Origin of the sequence: Streptomyces bikiniensis, assembly GCF_000716625.1 — a bacterium.
In the GTDB taxonomy this organism is placed as follows: Bacteria; Actinomycetota; Actinomycetes; order Streptomycetales; family Streptomycetaceae; genus Streptomyces; species Streptomyces bikiniensis.
Genome location: NZ_JNXJ01000004.1, coordinates 183,829 through 199,674 on the forward strand (window position 1 = coordinate 183,829; position 15,846 = coordinate 199,674).

A 15,846-nucleotide genomic window follows, 5' to 3' on the forward strand; every position below is an offset into this window, starting at 1 on the left:
CGCCCGTACGGCTCAGCCGCTCGCCGGCCACCGCGCCGCGAGCAGCAGGGCGATGTCGTCCGGCCGGGCCGTCGCCTGCCGGGCCTCCCGGGTCAGCCGGTCGGCCGTCTCCGAGAGCGGCAGGGAGGACGTCGCGGCGAGCGCCCTGCGCAACCGCTCGATCCCCTCGTCGATGTCCCTGCCCGGCCGCTCCACGAGCCCGTCCGTGAACAGCGCGAGGACCGACCCGGGAGCCAGCCGCAGCCGGGTCACCGGGTACGAGGCGCCGTCGTCGATCCCGAGCACCATCCCGCCCGCCAGGTCCACCTGGTCCGCCGTCCCGTCCGGCCGCAGCAGCAGCGGCTGCGGATGCCCCGCCCGCACCGCCCGCGCCTCGCCCGTCTCCGGATCGAGCAGGACGTAGCAGCAGCTCGCGAACTGCCCCGGGTCCAGGTCGATCAGCAGCCGGTTGGTGCCCCGCATGACGTCCTGCGGCCGGTGGCCCCCGAGCGCGAACGCCCGCACCGCGCTGCGCAGCTGGCCCATCGTGGCCGCGGCCGCCACCCCGTGGCCCTGCACGTCGCCGATCACCAGGGCGAGCCGCCCCTGACCCGTCTCGATCACGTCGTACCAGTCCCCGCCCACGTCCATGCCCTGCGTGCCCGGCAGATAGCGGCCCACCGTGTCCACCCCCACCCGCACCGGCAGCCGGTGCGGCAGCAGCGCGTCCTGGAGCCCCCGCGCGACCGCCGACTCCGTGTCGTACCGCTGCGCCCGCTCCAGGGCCTGCGCGATCAGCCCCGCGAGCGCCGTGAGCACGGTCCGCTCCTCCGGGCCGAACCCGCGCGGCCGGTCGAAACCGAGGATGCAGGAGCCCACCGGCCGGCCCGAGGCGATCAGCGGCAGGAACGCCCGCGCCCCCTGGTCCGCGTCCAGCGGAAGACCCGGGTACGCCCGGCCCAGCTGCTCCATCGACTCGAAGAACAGGGGCCTGCCCGTCGTCAGCGTCACCACCCCCGGCACCCGCGCGTCGAGTCCCACCCCGTCGAAGGGTTCGAGGAAGCCCTGCGGGAAGCCCGTCTCCCACGCCAGATACAGGCGCCGGTCGCTCAGCAGGTAGATCGCCAGCTGCCGCCCGCCGAACGCCGGCAGCAGCTCCTCCGTCACCACCGCCGACACCTGGCGCGCCGTCACCGCCTCGGTGAGCGCGATCGCGAGCGCCACCGGCCGGTACAGGTCCGCCGCCCGGTCCCCGGGCGAGGCCAGGTCGTCCGCGACGCGCCTCCCCGTCCCGGTCTTGTGCGCGAGGTCCGCCGCCCCCTCCTCGGGCTGGAGCACCAGCGTCACCCCGTCCCGCCCCGGATGCAGCGAGACCGACAGCCAGCGGCCCCCCTCCGGGCGGGCCAGGAAGCGCACCGGCTCCCCGGAGAGCAGGGCGGTGCGCAGCTGCTCCTGGTGGAAGGCGTGCCCGAACCAGGGCAGCGCCTCCCACAGCGGCCGTCCGGCCAGGTCCCTGCGCGGCCGGCCGAGCAACTGTTCCGTGCGCTCGTTGACGTACGTGACGCGGCCGAGCCGGTCGACGGCCAGGAGGGCCCGCGGCAGGCGGTCGGTGGCGTCCGAGCCGATCAGGCCGGTGCCGAGGTCGACGAGGGTGCCCGCGAGCCGGGAGCCCTTCTCGGGGCCGGTCCGCCGCGCGCGTGCGGACACCTCCAGGAGGTGCAGCCCGCCGTCCGGGCCCCTCAGCCGGAGCCTGCGCACCAGGGGGCGCCCGCCGGCGCCCGTCGCGTGCCGGGCCGCCGCCCACAGCGCGTACCCGTCCTCCGGCTCCAGGAGGGACATGAGGTCCTCGATCGTGCAGGGCGAGGTCACGCCCGCCCCGAGGATCCTCAGGAGCCCGTCGTCCATCGTGACGGTGCCCGAGTGCAGGTCCCAGTCGAAGGAGCCGAACCGCACCGGCAGCCCCGAACCGGTCGGCAGCTGCACGCACACCGGATCGCCGGCCCACTCGACCGCCGTCCCCCCGTGGGACAGCCCGGCGAGGGACTCGCCGAGCCGGAGCGCGCCCCGCGTCATCCGGCCCCGGTCCCGCGCGTCCACCGGCACGCCCGGGGTGGGCGCGCGCAGCGCCACCAGCACGCCGAAGCGTTCGCGACCCGCCGTCACCGGCGCGTACAGAGAGGCGAAGGGGAACGGCAGGCTCGCCACCAGCTGGGGGAAGCGCCGCATCGCCTCCTCGACGTCGGCGAGGTGGACGGCCTGGCCCGAACGGTGGACCTCGGCCACCGGGAACGGGCGGTTGGCGTGCATCCGCCACCACGGGCGGAACAGCGGCCCCGGCAGCCCCACGAGGACCGCGAGCCGCAGCAGACCGGGCGTCTCGGAACGCAGGTACACCCCGCCCGCGTACCCACCGACCTCCTCCACCGCCCCGAGCGCCGCCTCCGCGAGCGCCCACGTCAGGGCGACGGGTGCGGGCTCGCCGCCGGCTCCGCTCCCGGACGGGCGCCCGGTACCGCCCGCCGGTCCGGGGCCGGAAGCGCCGTGCGAGGTCACACAGCCAGGATGCCTCCGGGGCCGGAGCCCCCGCATCCCGGGAGGGTCCTCCGCCGGACGGCGGCATCCCGGCCGCGTGCGCCCGGCCGCCGTGCCCGGCGGCCGGGTCGGCCCGGACCCGTCGGCCGGGCGGGACGGACCGGCGCGTCTACCCTGGGAGGAACGGGCAGGGGACGGACACCGCGTCCTCCCCGGGCCCGCCCGGGCGGCCGCACAGGCGGAAGGGCGTCGGACCATGTTCTTCAGCGATCGCAGCGACGCCGGGCGGCAGCTCGCCGCCCGGCTCGACCACCTCAAGGACCAGGACGTCGTGGTCCTCGGCCTCCCGCGCGGCGGCGTGCCGGTGGCCGTCGAGGTGGCCGCCGCCCTCGACGCCCCCCTCGACATCTGCCTCGTCCGGAAACTGGGCGTGCCCCACCGGCCCGAGGTCGCGATGGGCGCGGTCGGTGAGGACGGCGTGCGGGTGCTCAACGACCGGGTGCTCCACGAGGCCGGGGTGGACGACCGTGCGCTGGCCGCCGTGGAGGAGCGCGAACGGGCCGAGCTGGAGCAGCGCGCCCGCCGCTACCGGGGCAGCAGGACGCCCGTGTCCCTCGAAGGACGGACCGTTCTCGTCGTCGACGACGGGCTCGCCACCGGCGCCACGGCCCTGGCGGCCTGCCGGGTGGTCCGCGCCAGGGGCGCGGCCCGGATCGTCCTCGCGGTGCCGGTCGCGCCGCCCGGCTGGACGGTCCGGCTCGGCGGCGAGGCCGACGAGACCGTCGCCGTCCGGACCCCCGAGGGGTTCTACGCCGTCGGCCAGTTCTACCGGGAGTTCCCGCAGACGCCGGACGACGAGGTGATCGCCTGCCTGGTCCGGAGCGGATCCGGGCGCGACCCCGTCGTCCGGGAGACGGACGTGCGGATCCCGGTCGACGGCGCCGTGCTCTCCGGGAGGCTCGCCGTGCCCGAGGGGGCCGCCGGTCTCGTCCTGTTCGCCCACGGCAGCGGCAGCAGCCGCCACAGTCCCCGGAACAGGGCGGTCGCCGCGGAACTGAACAGGGCCGGTCTCGGGACCCTGCTGTTCGACCTGCTGAGCGAGGCCGAGGCGGCGGACCGGGCGCACGTCTTCGACACCCCGCTCCTCGCGGGCCGGCTCGCCGGGGCCGCGGAGTGGACGGCCGGGCAGCCCGGCGTCTCGGGGCTGCCGCTCGGCTACTTCGGCGCGAGCACGGGAGCGGCGGCCGCGCTCTGGGCGGCGGGCGACCCCGCGTCCCCCGTCGCCGCCGTCGTCTCGCGCGGCGGGCGGCCGGACCTCGCGGCCGACCGCCTGGCCGGGGTACGGGCCCCGACCCTCCTGGTGGTGGGCGGCGAGGACCCGCTGGTCCTGGACCTCAACCGGCGGGCCGGGGCGCTGCTGCGCTGCGAGAACCGGCTGGCCGTGGTGGAGGGCGCCGCCCACCTCTTCGAGGAGCCCGGCGCCCTGGAGGAGGTGGCGGAGCTCGCCACCTCCTGGTTCACCGGGCACTTCCGGCACGGGGACACCCCCTAGGCGCTGTCCCGGTCGGTCATGCCGCGTGCGGCCTGACCGCCCCGCCCGAGCCGGTCTGCACCCACCGTGTACGAGAGATGTCACTGCGTCAGAAAGATCATTGCATGGGTCGGCGCGCATGGGTTGGGTTCGTTGCGAACAGCGTGACCGGGCGGCGTGCCGGAGGGGATCGACGAGGCACCGACCATGCTTCGCCGGACCGGGCACCCCAGGGTGTTTCACCAGTACAGCCGGGGGAATCGTGAGACGTCGCCGGAGTGGATCTCCGAACCGTCGCACGGCGAACACCGCGATCCTCCTCACCGCGCCGTTCACCGGCGCTGACGTGAACGCCGACTTCGCCGCCGAGGTGGCCCGGGCGTCCCTGGCCGTGGGCCGGGAGGAGGCCGTCAAGGCCGAGGCACGGGCGACGGAGGCGGTCAAGGCCGCCGAGGCGGCCGAAGCCGCGGCCGCACGCGCCAACGCCCGGGTGGCGCCCGCGTTCAAGGCGGCGGCGGCAGCGGCCCGTTCCTCCGCGGACGCGGCGCGCTCCTCGGCGGCCGCGATGAAGTCCGCCGCCCAGGCCGCCGAGGACGGTGCCGAGGCCCGGGCCGCCTCGGCACGGGCCCGGGAGGCCGACGCCCGGGCGCAGGCCGACGCGAAGCTCGCCCGCCGGGCCGCCGGCGAGGCCTTCGCGGACGCGGCGGCGGCACGCACCGCGGCGACCCGGGCCGGGGGCGAGGCGCAGCGGGCCCGGGGCGCCGCCGCCGAAGCGGAGAACCACGCGGCGGCCGCCGCCGGCGCCGCCGCCCTGGCGGAGAAGGAGGCCGGCCTCGCGCAGGACGCGGCGACCCGGGCGGAGAAGGACGCCGCCGGCGCCGCCGGGCTCGCGGAATCCGCCGAGAAGCACGCCACGTCGGCCGAGGCCGCTGCCAAGAACGCCGGCACCCATGCCGAGGAGGCCGCCGGGAGCAAGGAGAAGGGGGACGGCTACTCCCTGGAGGAGGCCGAGCGCAAGGCGCTCGAAGCGGCGGGCCTCAGCGTCGCGGAGTACGAGGCGGCCAAGGCCCTCGCGCAGCAGGACCTGCTCGACTACCTGATGGACAACGGCGCCGAGCTGCTCGTCGAACTCGTCGCCGAGGACATCAAGGAGTGCTGGGACGATCCCGACATTCCGACCTGCCTGTGGGCGATCGTCGGCAGTCTGCCCTGGGCGAAGGCCGTCAAGGTGGTCGGCAAGCTCCCGAAGCTCGGGAAGATCATCCTCGGCATCAACGACTTCCTCGACAAGTCGGCCCGGGCGAAGAAGCTCGTCGACAAGGGCGAGGAGATCCTCGACGACGTCTGGAAGAAGCTTCCGGCGTGCGTGACGGGCAAGAAGAAGAACGGTTCGGCGCGGAGTTCCGCGCTGTCGGCGGGTGTCGCGCGCGGCTCGTTCGTGGTGATGTCCGGTGGCAAGGACGCGGAGAACATCGGCCTCAAGCGCGAGGAGAACATCGCTAAGCTGGTCGGCGGAACGGTGGCCGAGGACGACAAGGGCCAGGACATCAAGATCGTCATGCCCAACGTGGGATCGAGCGGTCTCGACGTCATCGGGCCGAACGGTGAGTACATCTACGTCGGCGGCGGCGCCAAGGCCGCCAACCCGTCCAGGTTCGGAAAGGCCCTCAAGATCAACAAGTACGCGGCCGGCGAGGCCGGCGTGAAGGCGGTCTCCTACCTGGCCGACAACACGCCGGAGTCGGCGATCAAGCAGGCCGAGAAGGTCTTCGGAGACGAGAACGTCCACATCTTCACGCTGCCGAGCTGCCAGTCATGACCGACGGGTTCATCCGGTGGTACCGGGAGTCGGCGGCCACGCCGGTCCTCGCCGAGCAGGCGGAGGTCTTCGGTGCGCACGGCCTCGCGCTCGCGCACCCCGCGCGGGGCGCGGCCGTGGTGCTCGACGTCGAGGGCGACGGCGTCCCCATGAGCAGGGAGGAGCTGGGCCGCCTGCTGGGCCTGCGCATCGCGTCCCTCACGGTGAACTGGTGGTTCTCCGCCGACGTCGACGTGACCGACGAGTTCCTGTACGAACCGCTCGGCTGCGAGATCCAGACCTTGTGGCTGGACGGCCTCACGCCCGAGCAGGCCGACGCGGTCGAGGCGGCCGTCATCGCGGCGACGACGGCACTGCCGGTCCCGACCCGCGCCGTGATCGTCGACCGGCAGGGTGCGAGTGACCCTGCCGACTGGGACTCGGCCGTGCTCTACGACGGAGACGGGGCGCCGGTCTTCCCGGACCGGGTCCTCGCACGCGAGCCGCTCACGCGGACGCTCCTGCGGTCGCGGCCCGGGCTGAGGAGCGAGGAGGCCGGTGGGGATCTGACGCTGCTCGCTCCCGCCCGCCCGCTCTGACGCCCGGGGAGCCCGCCGCACGGCGAATCCCCGGAGGAAGGCCCCGCCGGTCCACCGACCCGGCGGGGCCTTCCCGTGCACCGGAGCCGACGCGCGGGCGTCCGGCGCCGTACCGGCCCGCGGTCCGGCCGGTCGGCCGCACCGAACGGGGACTCAGTAGGCCCCGTTGACGTTGTCGATGGAGCCGTAGCGGTCGGCCGCGTAGTTGCAGGCGGCGGTGATGTTGGCGACCGGGTCGTACAGGTCCATCGACGTGCCGGGCACGTGGTAGGCGAGGAACGTCGGCTCGATGACCTGGAGGAGGCCCTTCGAGGGGGTGCCGTTGACGGCGTTGATGTCCCAGTTGTTGATGGCCAGCGGGTTGCCGGAGGACTCGCGCATGATGTTGCGGTGGATGCCCTCGTAGGAGCCGGGGATGCCGTGCTGGGCCATGATGTCCAGCGACTGCCGGATCCAGCCGTCGAGGTTGTCGGCGTACTGGGTGACGGCGGCCGGGGCGGCGGCGGCCGGAGCGGCGGCGGAGGCGCCCGTGGCGGTGCCGGCGGACGAGGCGGTCGCGCGGCGCTCGGAGCGGCTCGCCCGGTCGGCCGAGGTGGACTCCTCCGCCTTCGCGGTGGCCTTCCGCTCCGCCCTTTCCTGCGTCTTCGCCTGAGCGGGGGCGGCCTCGGCGGCGCCCCGATGAATCGTCAGTTCCAGACCGGGGTGAATGAGTGACGGGTTGTCACCCACGGCGCTCTGGTTGGCGCGGTAAAGGCTCTTCCAGCCCCCCTGAATTCCCTTCTTGTGGGCGATCAGGGAAAGCGAGTCACCGCTCACGACGGTGTACGTGCGCGTGGTCTCCGCGGCGGCCGGAGCCTTGGCGGCGGCCGGGGCGACGGGGGCGGTGAAGGCCTCGGCGGCGATCGCCGGGGCCCCGGCGGCGGGCGCGGCGCCGGCCGTGGCGGGGGCGAGCAGGGGCAGGGACAGCACGGCCCCACCCGTTCCGACCAGGGCGAGGCCACGGGAGACGTGGTTGCGGCGGGGGCGGCGGTGCTTACCGTGTGCAGGCATGACGGGATTCCTCTCCGGCGCCTACGAGGTGAGCTGTCGGGTTCGGACGGGAGGTGTCCGGCCGCGCGCACGCGGCTGCACCCCGAGCCGTTCCGGATCACCGGACCGGCGTATTCGTGGGTCCCCCGCTCCTGCCGTCGGGTGAAAAGGGAGGTTTCCGAGCGGTGGCAGGATTAGGCGTTCCGCTCGAATGGGGGTGACCGTAGGCCAGTAATGCGGCGAATAACAAGAGGATCAGGGCGGCGGCGCCCGTAAAAGGATCACCGAATTCGGAGAATTCAAGATCGGATGGCCCGGAAAGGGGCCGAACTTCCTTGCGCGGTACGGGGCGGGGAGGCCGGCGCCGTGCGGCGGGCCGTGCGGAGTGAGTCGCATCACCCGGTGAGTTATGTCCGAATATGCGGCGTAATTCCATTGATGGGGAAATAGGGCGAAAATCTATGTGGTGGGGGTTTCGAGGGCGATGGGGTACCTTTGGTGGCATCGTGGTCGCTCAAGGGCAAAGCTCGCAAAGCCGACATTCATCTCAAGGATGGAGTCGACCGACCCAGGAGCCGCCCGATGCCCCCCACCGCCCCCCAGCTCACCCCCGACGCCCCCGGCGTCCTGGATGCTCCCGGCGTCCTTGACGCCCCCGACGCCCTCGACCGCGAGGCCGCCGCCCTCTACGAGAGCGCAGTCTGGCAGCGGATCGTCACCGACTGGACCGCACCGGCACCGTCCGCACCGGCACCGTCCGCGCCCGAGCCGTCCGCGCCCGCCCCCGCACCCCCGTCGCCGGGGGAGGAGCGGAGCTGGCGGGACCTGCTCAGCGTGCCCGTGGACCGGCTCGTGGCCGAGGCGCTCGACGCGCTCCCGGCGCCGGGCCCCGCCGAACGCCGCCTCCCCGGCCGGATCGGAGCCGTACTGCCGGACCGCCTCCACGCCTGGCGCCGCATCGGACAGGCCGAGCTGCGCCCCTCGGTCCACCTCGGGTACGCGCGCCTCGTCCTGACCGAGTGGGGCTGGCAGAACGCCCCGTACAGACTCCGTGACAGACGCGGGGCCCGCTGCGTCTGCGGGGCGCTCCTCGCCGCCCACCGCCTCGGCTACGGCGGCGCGGACACCATGAACGAGGCGGCCGCCTGGATCATGACCGAGCTGCGGTCGCGCGGCTGGGGGGACCTCATCGGCCCGTGGAACCGGGCCCCGGGGCGCACGGCCGACGACGCGCTCGCCCTCCTCGACGCCACGATCCGCCGCGCCGCGCACGCCGGCCGCTGACGGTGCCGCCCGGGCGAGTGGGCCCCGCCGCCCGGGCGCGAGGGCCCGCCGCCCGGGCGGCCGGGGTCAGCCGCTGACGCTCGGGGCCCCGTTCTCGATGTGGCCGGTGTACCGGCGTGACCAGGTCCCGTCGACGTCGGCGGTGATCGTGAAGTCGTACCAGCCCTTGTGGTGGGCGACGGCGTTGAAGAAGTCCTCGGTGGCGGAGCCCGCCGGCACCGTGTACGTCCACGGGCCGTCCGTCCGGTAGGCGTGGGAGCGGATCGTGAAGGTGACGGGCCCGCCGGAGGCGTTGGTCATCCTGAACCAGAGGGCCGTCCTGCCGGTCCCCGGCTCGATCGCGAACCGGGCCGCCACCTCGACGTCCCTGCCCGCCTTGGAGGCGTCGCCGACGAAGCGGCGCAGGAAGCGGTTGGGCCCCATCATCGAGAGGTCGTACTTCCCGGACCCCGAGCCCGTACCGATGTTGAAGAAGTCGGTGGCCGTGCCGCCGGGGTCCACGGTGTACTGCCAGGCGGCCGTGTCGCGGTGCTGGTGCGGGTGGATCGAGAAGTGTGCGGCCCGCCTGGCCTCCGGCCCCTGGTTCGTCATCGAGAACCAGGCCAGGATCTTGCCGCCCGAGCCGAACTCGAAGCGGTCCAGATTGCCGTTCACCTGGTACGGAAGGGCGCGCGCCGGCCGGGTGCCGGGCTCCTGCGCGGGCAGCGCGTTGTTCTGCGGGACCGGGTTCGGCAGTGGCTTGCAGGTGGCCTGGCCGATCACCTTCGCCGTCGACGGCAGCCCGGCGGGCACCCCGTACACCGGGCGGGCGAAGTCGAAGACACCGGTCAGATCGCCCGTCACCTTCCGTCGCCAGGCGCTGATGTGGGGGCAGGCGGCCGGGGTGCCGAGGGCCGTCGTCCAGGTCTCCAGGAAGCGCAGCACGGAGGTGTGGTCGAAGACCTCGGAGCTCACCCAGCCGCCCCGGGTCCACGGGGACATGACGAGCATGGGGACGCGGAAGCCCAGACCGATCGGCACGCCGTCGAGGTACTCGCCCGGCGTGCCCGGCGGGGCGACCGGCGGCGGCACGTGGTCGAAGAAGCCGTCGTTCTCGTCGTAGTTGAGGAACAGCACGGTCGAGTCGAACACCTCGGCGTTCGCGGCCAGGGCCCGGTAGACGAGGTCGACGAAGTGCGCGCCGTCCCCGGGCGGGGCGTAGGGGTGCTCGGAGAACGCCTCGCTCGCGACCACCCACGACACCTGCGGCAGGGTGCCCGCCAGGACGTCCGCGCGGATCGCCGCCGCGATGTCGTCCGGGGTCGAGCCGGTCACCTTCGGGACCGAGCCCATGCCCCGGTCGTACAACGGGTCGCCGGGCCGCGCGTCGGTGAACCTCTTGAAGTACGCGAGGCCGTTGTCGCCGTAGTTGTCCTGGGCGTTCTGGTAGACCTTCCAGCTCACCCCGGCGCGCTGGAGCGCCTCCGCGTACGTCTCCCAGGTCAGGCCCCGCTCCTCGCCGCCGTCCTTGCTGGAGGCGTCGATCTTCCCGCTCCACAGGAAGGTGCGGTTGGGGCCGGTGGCGCTGAGCGCCGAGCAGAAGTACGCGTCGCAGATCGTGTAGTGGTCGGCGAGCGCGTGGTGGAAGGGGATGTCCTCGCGGTCGAGGTGGCCGAGGGTGCGGACGTTGCCCACGCCCGTCACCCAGTGGTCGAGGCGTCCCTTGTTCCAGGCCGCGTGCTGCGAGGTCCAGCTGTGCGGCAGGTCGCCGTTGCACTGCGCCAGGGTCTCACCGTCCACCCCTCCGGCCGGCGGGGTGTCGCTGAGCTTCCACGGGTACTGGCGGCCGCCCAGGTTCGGCTGGTTGAAGGTTCCCCAGCCGCCGGGCAGGTTGCCCGCCGCGCGGTCGGCGAAGCCCCGCACCCCGCGCAGGGTGCCGAAGTAGTGGTCGAAGCTGCGGTTCTCCTGCATGAGGATCACCACGTGCCGGACGTCGGTGAGGGTGCCGGTCGCGGCCCGCGCGACGGCCGACGCGGGCGCCGGCGGCAGCGCCGCCCCCGCCACGAGCCCCGCGCCGATGCCGACGAACCCCCTGCGGCTGATGGGAAGCATGCCCCGCCTCTCGTGTCACGGCGTGCCCCGGCGGCACGTCGGACACATGATGAAGTGAGGGGTGCTCAAAGGTATACACACGTGTGGTAATTACTGGGTTAACAACCGGAAGTACGGGTCTCCCCGCGGTGTGATTGGTCTGACCGCGTACCAATGGCCATGGGTGGGTCAGACGGTGAGGACCTTCACCCCGGCCTCGGTGAGCTGGGCGACCGTCTCCGGCGCGATGTCCGTGTCGGTCACGAGGGTGTCGATCCGGTCCAGACCGCAGATCCGCGCGAACGCCCGGCGGCCCATCTTCGAGGAGTCGGTCACCACGACGACCCGGCTCGCCCGCTCCGCGAAGAGCCGGCTGATGCTCGCCTCGTCCTCGTGGTGCGCCATCACGCCCAGCTGGGCGTCGACCCCGTCGACCCCCAGTACCACCACGTCCAGCACCACTTCGCCGAGCACCCCCGCCGTCAGCGGGCCGACCAGCTCGTAGGTCTGGGGGCGGGCGACGCCGCCCGTGGTGACGATCTTGATCTGCGGGCGCACCGCCAGCTCGCCCGCGATGTTGAGCGCGTTGGTGACCACGGTCAGCGCCGGTCCCGCGGGCGCCGTCGCCGGTACCGGGGCCTCGGCGCGCCCGCTCGCGAACCGCAGCGCGAGCGCCCGTGCCACCTCGGTCGTCGTCGTGCCGCCGTTGAGCCCGACGACCTCGCCGGGCGCGACCAGATCGGCGGCGGCCTCCGCGATCCGCTTCTTCTCCGGGGCGTGCCGCGTCGACTTGTACCGCAGGGGGAGTTCGTACGACACGCCGTGCGCGACCGCGCCGCCCCGCGTGCGCACGAGGAGCTGCTGCTCGGCGAGCTCGTCGAGGTCCCGGCGGATCGTGGCCGCGGAGACGTCGAGCGCGGTCGCCGCCTCCTCCACCTCGACCTTTCCCGAGGCCGCCAGTAGTTCGAGGAGCGTGTTCCACCGCTCGTGCTTGGACATGGGTCCCTCCCTCCCGGTCGTGCGAGCGTCCGATTCTAGCCGCCGACAAGCGTGGGATCTGGAAACGGCGTGCATGTTTCTGCTTGAATGAGTTCTACTTCGAGCATGTTCATTCAATATCGCGCAGTCTTTCTTGCAAGGAGATCGGCATGAGCACCACCCGCACCGCCGTGGAGATCGCCTCCCAGCCGGCGACCTGGCGCCAGGCAGCCCGCACCCTGCCCCGGCACGTCGCCGCCCTGCCCCGGCGGGGCGAGCGGGTCGCGGTCGTCGGCTGCGGCACCTCCTGGTTCATGGCCCTGGCCTACGCCGAGCTGCGCGAGTCCGGCGGCCACGGCGAGACCGACGCCTTCGCCGCCTCCGAGTTCCCGTACGGGCGCCGCTACGACCGGGTCGTCGCCCTCACCCGCTCCGGCACCACCAGCGAGGTCCTCGCCCTCCTCTCCCGGCTGCGCGGCACCGTCCCCACGGGCGCGGTCACGGCCGACCCCGCCACCCCGGTGGCGGACCTCGCCGACGAACTCGCCGTCCTCGACTTCGCGGACGAGGAGTCCGTCGTCCAGACCCGCTTCGCCACCACGGCGCTCGCCCTCTTCCGCGCGCACCTGGAGGCCGAGGACGCCCTCCCCGAGGGCGTGGCCACCGTCGAGGACGCCGCGCGGGACGCCGAGCAGGCCCTCGCCGCCCCGCTGGACGAGAAGGTCCTCGTGGCCGAGCAGTTCACCTTCCTCGGCAGCGGCTGGACCTACGGACTCGCCCTGGAGGCAGGCCTCAAGATGCGCGAGGCGGCGGGCGCGTGGACGGAGGCGTACCCCGCGATGGAGTACCGCCACGGCCCGATCAGCATCACCGGCCCCGGCCGGGTCGCCTGGGGTCTCGGCGCCCTCCCCGCCGGACTCGCGGACGACGTGCGGAAGGTCGGCGGCATCCTCTCCGAGAGCGGCCTCGACCCCCTCGCGGACCTGATCCGCGCGCAGCGCCTCGCCGTCGCCGTCGCCGAGGCCCGGGGCCTGAACCCCGACACCCCCCGCAACCTGACCCGCTCCGTGGTCCTCTCCGACGTCCATGCCTGACGCGCCGGTGTCCGTGTCCGAGGGTCCTGTGCCCACGCCCGACCGGCGCCCCGTCCGCCGCACCCGAGAAGCAGCCGACCGCACCCCGGAAGAAGACGCGCCATGCCGCTGACGCCGACCGACGAGATCGCCCGCCGTGCCCGCGCGGCGGGCACCGGAGTGGGGGCCTTCAACGTCCTCCAGCTCGAACACGCCCAGGCCATCGTGGCCGGAGCCGAAGACGCCGACAGACCGGTCGTCCTCCAGATCAGCGAGAACACCGTCCGCTACCACGGCGCCCTGGAACCGGTCGCCCTCGCCTCCCTGGCGGTCGCCCGCGCCGCCAAGGTCCCCGTCGCCGTCCACCTCGACCACGCCGAGAACCCCGACCTCGTCCGCGAGGCCGTCGGACTCGGCCTGGGCTCCGTCATGTTCGACGCCTCGAAGCTCCCGTACGACGAGAACGTCGCCGCGACCCGTGAAGCGGTGGAGGAGTGCCACCGCCACGGCGTCTGGGTCGAGGCCGAACTCGGCGAGGTCGGCGGCAAGGGCGGCGCCCACACCCCGGGGGTGCGCACGGACCCGGAAGAGGCCCGCGCCTTCGTCGCAGCCACCGGGGTCGACGCCCTCGCCGTCGCCGTCGGCAGCTCCCACCAGATGCTGACCCGGGACGCGGTCCTCGACTTCGACCTGATCGCCCGGCTGCGCGCCGCGGTCGACGTCCCCCTGGTCCTGCACGGCTCCTCCGGCGTCTCGAACGCGGACCTCGCCGCCGCCGTCACGGCCGGCATGACCAAGGTGAACGTCTCCACCCATCTGAACAAGGCCTTCACCCGGGCGGTACGGGACCACCTCGCCGACCACCCGGAGGCCGTCGACCCCCGCCGGTACCTGGCTCCGGCCCGCGCGGCCGTGGCCCGGGAGGTCGCCCGCCTCCTGACGGTCCTGGCCCCGGCCTGACCGGGAGGAGGGCGCGGCAAACGGATAACCGGTTGCCCGGCGGTGACGGCGGCGGATCCAATGACGGCGTGATCATCCGGGTGCGCCTGCCCGGGCGGGACGTGGGCGACGGGGCCGCCGGTCCCGACCGGCGCGCGATCCGGACGGACCGCGACCGCATCGCCCCAGGGGAGGCGCCACCCGATGAACACGTCACCGCTGCCGAGCACGTCACCGCTGCCGAATACGTCACCGCTACCGAGCACGTCATCGTCACCGGGCACGTCGCCGTCACCGGGCACGTCGCCGTCACCGGGCACGTCGCCGTCACCGGGCACGTCGCCGTCACCGTCGCCGTCGTCCGGAGCGGAGCGGGCGGACGGGCCGCCCGTCCGCCTGGGCGCCCTCATCCCGTTGACGCGCCCCGGCTGGACCGAGGCGGGCCGGCACCTCCTCGCGGGGCTCGACCTGGCCGTCCGCGAGGTCAACGGCACGGGCGGGATCGACGGCAGACCGCTGGAACTCCTCGTCCGGGACACCGCTGCCGATCCGGAGCGGGCCGCGGCGGCCGTGGACGAACTGGCCGCCCTGGGCGTGACCGCCGTGGCGGGCGAGTACCACAGCGTCGTCGCCCGCGCCGCCGCCGCCCGTGCCGCCGCCCTCGGCGTGCCCTTCCTCTGCTCGTCCGCCGTGCTCGACGCGCTCACCGGGGAGCCGACGGAGTGGGTCGCGCGCCTGGCCCCGGCCCAGTCCCACGGCTGGCGGCTCTACGCGGACTTCCTCCTCGGCGCGGGCTGGCACCGGATCGCCGTGGCGACCCAGCCGAGCGCCTACTGGGCGTCCGGCACCCGCATCCTGCGGGACCGCCTCGCTCCCCACGGCGGCACCGTCGCCGAACTCGACGCCAACGCGCTCACCCCCGGCGCCCTGTGCGACGCGCTCGCCGGGCACGGCGCGACGGCCCTCCTGCTCCTCGTCGGCCACCCGGAGCCGGCGGTGCCGATCGTGAAGGCGGTCCGGGGCGACCGGCGGCTCGCGGACGTCCTGATCGGCGCCCCGGCCGGACAGCCGGAGTTCGCGGAATGGGCCGGGGCGCTGGGCGGGGACGGCGCCGGAATCCCGTTCCTGCGCTACCTGCCCGAGCGGTTCGGCCCGCTCGGCGAGCGCGTCGGGCGGGAACTCCGCGAACGCCTGGGCGCGGCGCCCTCCTTCGTCGCCTTCGAGGGCTGGGACACCGTCACCGTCCTGGCCGCGGCGCTGCGCTCCCACGGGACGGACCGGGCGTCCGTCGCCGCGTCGTGGCCGCACCTGGAGGTGGAGGGGACCCGCGGCCCGATCCGGTTCTCCCGCGCGCCGGGCATCGGCGTACGGCAGTGGACCTGGGCACCGGTCCAGGTCGTCGACCGGGACCTGGCGGAGCCCGACCGGCTCCGGGTCCTCCGTACGGGCTGAGGGACGGCCCCGGGCCGGTCGTGGCCCGGGGCCCGCGCCGACGGCCGGTCAGCCGGTGCGCTCCACCACGAACAGCGGGATCTCCCGGTCCGCCTTCCGCTGGTAGTCGGCGTAGTCCGGGAAGGCGGCGACGGCCCGGTCCCACCACTCCCGGCGCTCCTCGCCGGTGACGACGCGGGCCCGCATGTCCCACACCCCGGTGCCGTCGCGCAGCTCGACCTCCGGGTGGGCGACGAGGTTGTGGTACCAGAAGGGGTGCTTCGCGGCGCCGCCGTTCGACGCCACGAGCGCGTACGCCCCGTCGTGCTCGACCCGCATCAACGGGATCTTGCGGAGCTTGCCGCTCTTCGCGCCCCGGTTGGTCACCAGGACCACCGGCATGCCGCGCAGGGTCGTGCCCTCCGTGCCGCCGGACGACTCGTAGAGCTCGACCTGGTCCCGTACCCACGCCTCCGGACTGGGCTCGTACTCACCTTCGAGGGGCATGTGTGTCCTTTCGGCTCCTGTCCGGCGTCACCGGATCGGCTCGGACCGACGCTATCCGACCCACCCGCGCGCGGAGCGGCAGGCCGCTCCGGCGAC

12 protein-coding genes and 1 riboswitch are annotated in these 15,846 nt (G+C 74.3%); of the genes, 7 read left to right on the top strand and 5 right to left on the bottom strand.

Features of this window, described 5'->3' with window-relative positions; genetic code table 11:
- Positions 1 to 12 precede the first annotated feature (12 nt).
- The gene (locus tag OO47_RS04210; protein WP_030212505.1) at positions 13 to 2,532 is read right to left on the bottom strand and encodes a SpoIIE family protein phosphatase; all 2,520 of its coding nucleotides are present in this window, start codon (positions 2,530 to 2,532) and stop codon (positions 13 to 15) included.
- 235 nt (positions 2,533 to 2,767) lie between these two features.
- Between OO47_RS04210 and OO47_RS04215 the strand changes: the two genes are divergently transcribed.
- The 3 genes from OO47_RS04215 to OO47_RS04225 all read left to right on the top strand — a co-directional run bounded on the left by OO47_RS04215 (position 2,768) and on the right by OO47_RS04225 (position 6,439).
- Entirely contained in the window at positions 2,768 to 4,063 is a 1,296-nt protein-coding gene (locus OO47_RS04215) for a phosphoribosyltransferase family protein (RefSeq protein WP_030212508.1), read from the top strand.
- 325 nt (positions 4,064 to 4,388) lie between these two features.
- The gene (locus tag OO47_RS04220) at positions 4,389 to 5,861 is read left to right on the top strand and encodes a hypothetical protein (protein WP_030212512.1); all 1,473 of its coding nucleotides are present in this window, start codon (positions 4,389 to 4,391) and stop codon (positions 5,859 to 5,861) included.
- Entirely contained in the window at positions 5,858 to 6,439 is a 582-nt protein-coding gene (locus tag OO47_RS04225; RefSeq protein WP_030212514.1) for a hypothetical protein, read from the top strand. Before OO47_RS04220 ends, OO47_RS04225 begins: the two co-directional genes overlap by 4 nt.
- Before the next feature lie 153 nt (positions 6,440 to 6,592).
- Here the strand turns inward: OO47_RS04225 and OO47_RS04230 are convergent, their stop codons facing one another.
- Positions 6,593 to 7,489: a LysM peptidoglycan-binding domain-containing protein gene (locus OO47_RS04230; RefSeq protein ID WP_030212519.1), complete on the bottom strand. Its 897-nt coding sequence runs from the start codon at positions 7,487 to 7,489 to the stop codon at positions 6,593 to 6,595.
- A 6-nt stretch (positions 7,490 to 7,495) separates the two neighbouring features.
- Positions 7,496 to 7,669, bottom strand: a riboswitch (cyclic di-AMP (ydaO/yuaA leader).
- A 381-nt stretch (positions 7,670 to 8,050) separates the two neighbouring features.
- Here OO47_RS04230 and OO47_RS04235 point away from each other — a divergent pair.
- The gene (locus OO47_RS04235; RefSeq protein WP_234323073.1) at positions 8,051 to 8,752 is read left to right on the top strand and encodes a DUF6197 family protein; all 702 of its coding nucleotides are present in this window, start codon (positions 8,051 to 8,053) and stop codon (positions 8,750 to 8,752) included.
- A gap of 66 nt (positions 8,753 to 8,818) precedes the next feature.
- Here the strand turns inward: OO47_RS04235 and OO47_RS04240 are convergent, their stop codons facing one another.
- Both OO47_RS04240 and OO47_RS04245 read right to left on the bottom strand, forming a co-directional pair.
- On the bottom strand, positions 8,819 to 10,843 hold the full coding sequence (locus tag OO47_RS04240) for a phosphocholine-specific phospholipase C (RefSeq protein ID WP_030212524.1): 2,025 nt from the start codon (positions 10,841 to 10,843) through the stop codon (positions 8,819 to 8,821).
- Between the two features lie 168 nt (positions 10,844 to 11,011).
- Positions 11,012 to 11,821: a DeoR/GlpR family DNA-binding transcription regulator gene (locus OO47_RS04245; protein WP_030212527.1), complete on the bottom strand. Its 810-nt coding sequence runs from the start codon at positions 11,819 to 11,821 to the stop codon at positions 11,012 to 11,014.
- 149 nt (positions 11,822 to 11,970) lie between these two features.
- Between OO47_RS04245 and OO47_RS04250 the strand changes: the two genes are divergently transcribed.
- From OO47_RS04250 to OO47_RS04260, 3 genes are all read left to right on the top strand, one after another.
- Positions 11,971 to 12,894, top strand: a complete 924-nt coding sequence (locus tag OO47_RS04250) for an SIS domain-containing protein (RefSeq protein WP_030212529.1) — start codon at positions 11,971 to 11,973, stop codon at positions 12,892 to 12,894.
- Between the two features lie 102 nt (positions 12,895 to 12,996).
- On the top strand, positions 12,997 to 13,833 hold the full coding sequence (locus tag OO47_RS04255) for a class II fructose-bisphosphate aldolase (RefSeq protein WP_030212532.1): 837 nt from the start codon (positions 12,997 to 12,999) through the stop codon (positions 13,831 to 13,833).
- 375 nt (positions 13,834 to 14,208) lie between these two features.
- The gene (locus OO47_RS04260; protein ID WP_030212534.1) at positions 14,209 to 15,264 is read left to right on the top strand and encodes an ABC transporter substrate-binding protein; all 1,056 of its coding nucleotides are present in this window, start codon (positions 14,209 to 14,211) and stop codon (positions 15,262 to 15,264) included.
- A 48-nt stretch (positions 15,265 to 15,312) separates the two neighbouring features.
- On the opposite strand, the gene OO47_RS04265 is transcribed toward OO47_RS04260, so the two are convergent.
- On the bottom strand, positions 15,313 to 15,750 hold the full coding sequence (locus tag OO47_RS04265) for a nitroreductase family deazaflavin-dependent oxidoreductase (RefSeq protein ID WP_030212536.1): 438 nt from the start codon (positions 15,748 to 15,750) through the stop codon (positions 15,313 to 15,315).
- Positions 15,751 to 15,846 lie beyond the last annotated feature (96 nt).

Coding starts and splice junctions, on each gene's coding strand:
- OO47_RS04265 (WP_030212536.1), bottom strand. CDS start 15,750: ATGCCCCTCGAAGGTGAGTACGAGCCCAGTCCGGAGGCGTGGGTACGG.
- OO47_RS04230 (WP_030212519.1), bottom strand. CDS start 7,489: ATGCCTGCACACGGTAAGCACCGCCGCCCCCGCCGCAACCACGTCTCC.
- OO47_RS04215 (WP_030212508.1), top strand. CDS start 2,768: ATGTTCTTCAGCGATCGCAGCGACGCCGGGCGGCAGCTCGCCGCCCGG.
- OO47_RS04245 (WP_030212527.1), bottom strand. CDS start 11,821: ATGTCCAAGCACGAGCGGTGGAACACGCTCCTCGAACTACTGGCGGCC.
- OO47_RS04240 (WP_030212524.1), bottom strand. CDS start 10,843: ATGCTTCCCATCAGCCGCAGGGGGTTCGTCGGCATCGGCGCGGGGCTC.
- OO47_RS04250 (WP_030212529.1), top strand. CDS start 11,971: ATGAGCACCACCCGCACCGCCGTGGAGATCGCCTCCCAGCCGGCGACC.
- OO47_RS04225 (WP_030212514.1), top strand. CDS start 5,858: ATGACCGACGGGTTCATCCGGTGGTACCGGGAGTCGGCGGCCACGCCG.
- OO47_RS04255 (WP_030212532.1), top strand. CDS start 12,997: ATGCCGCTGACGCCGACCGACGAGATCGCCCGCCGTGCCCGCGCGGCG.
- OO47_RS04235 (WP_234323073.1), top strand. CDS start 8,051: ATGCCCCCCACCGCCCCCCAGCTCACCCCCGACGCCCCCGGCGTCCTG.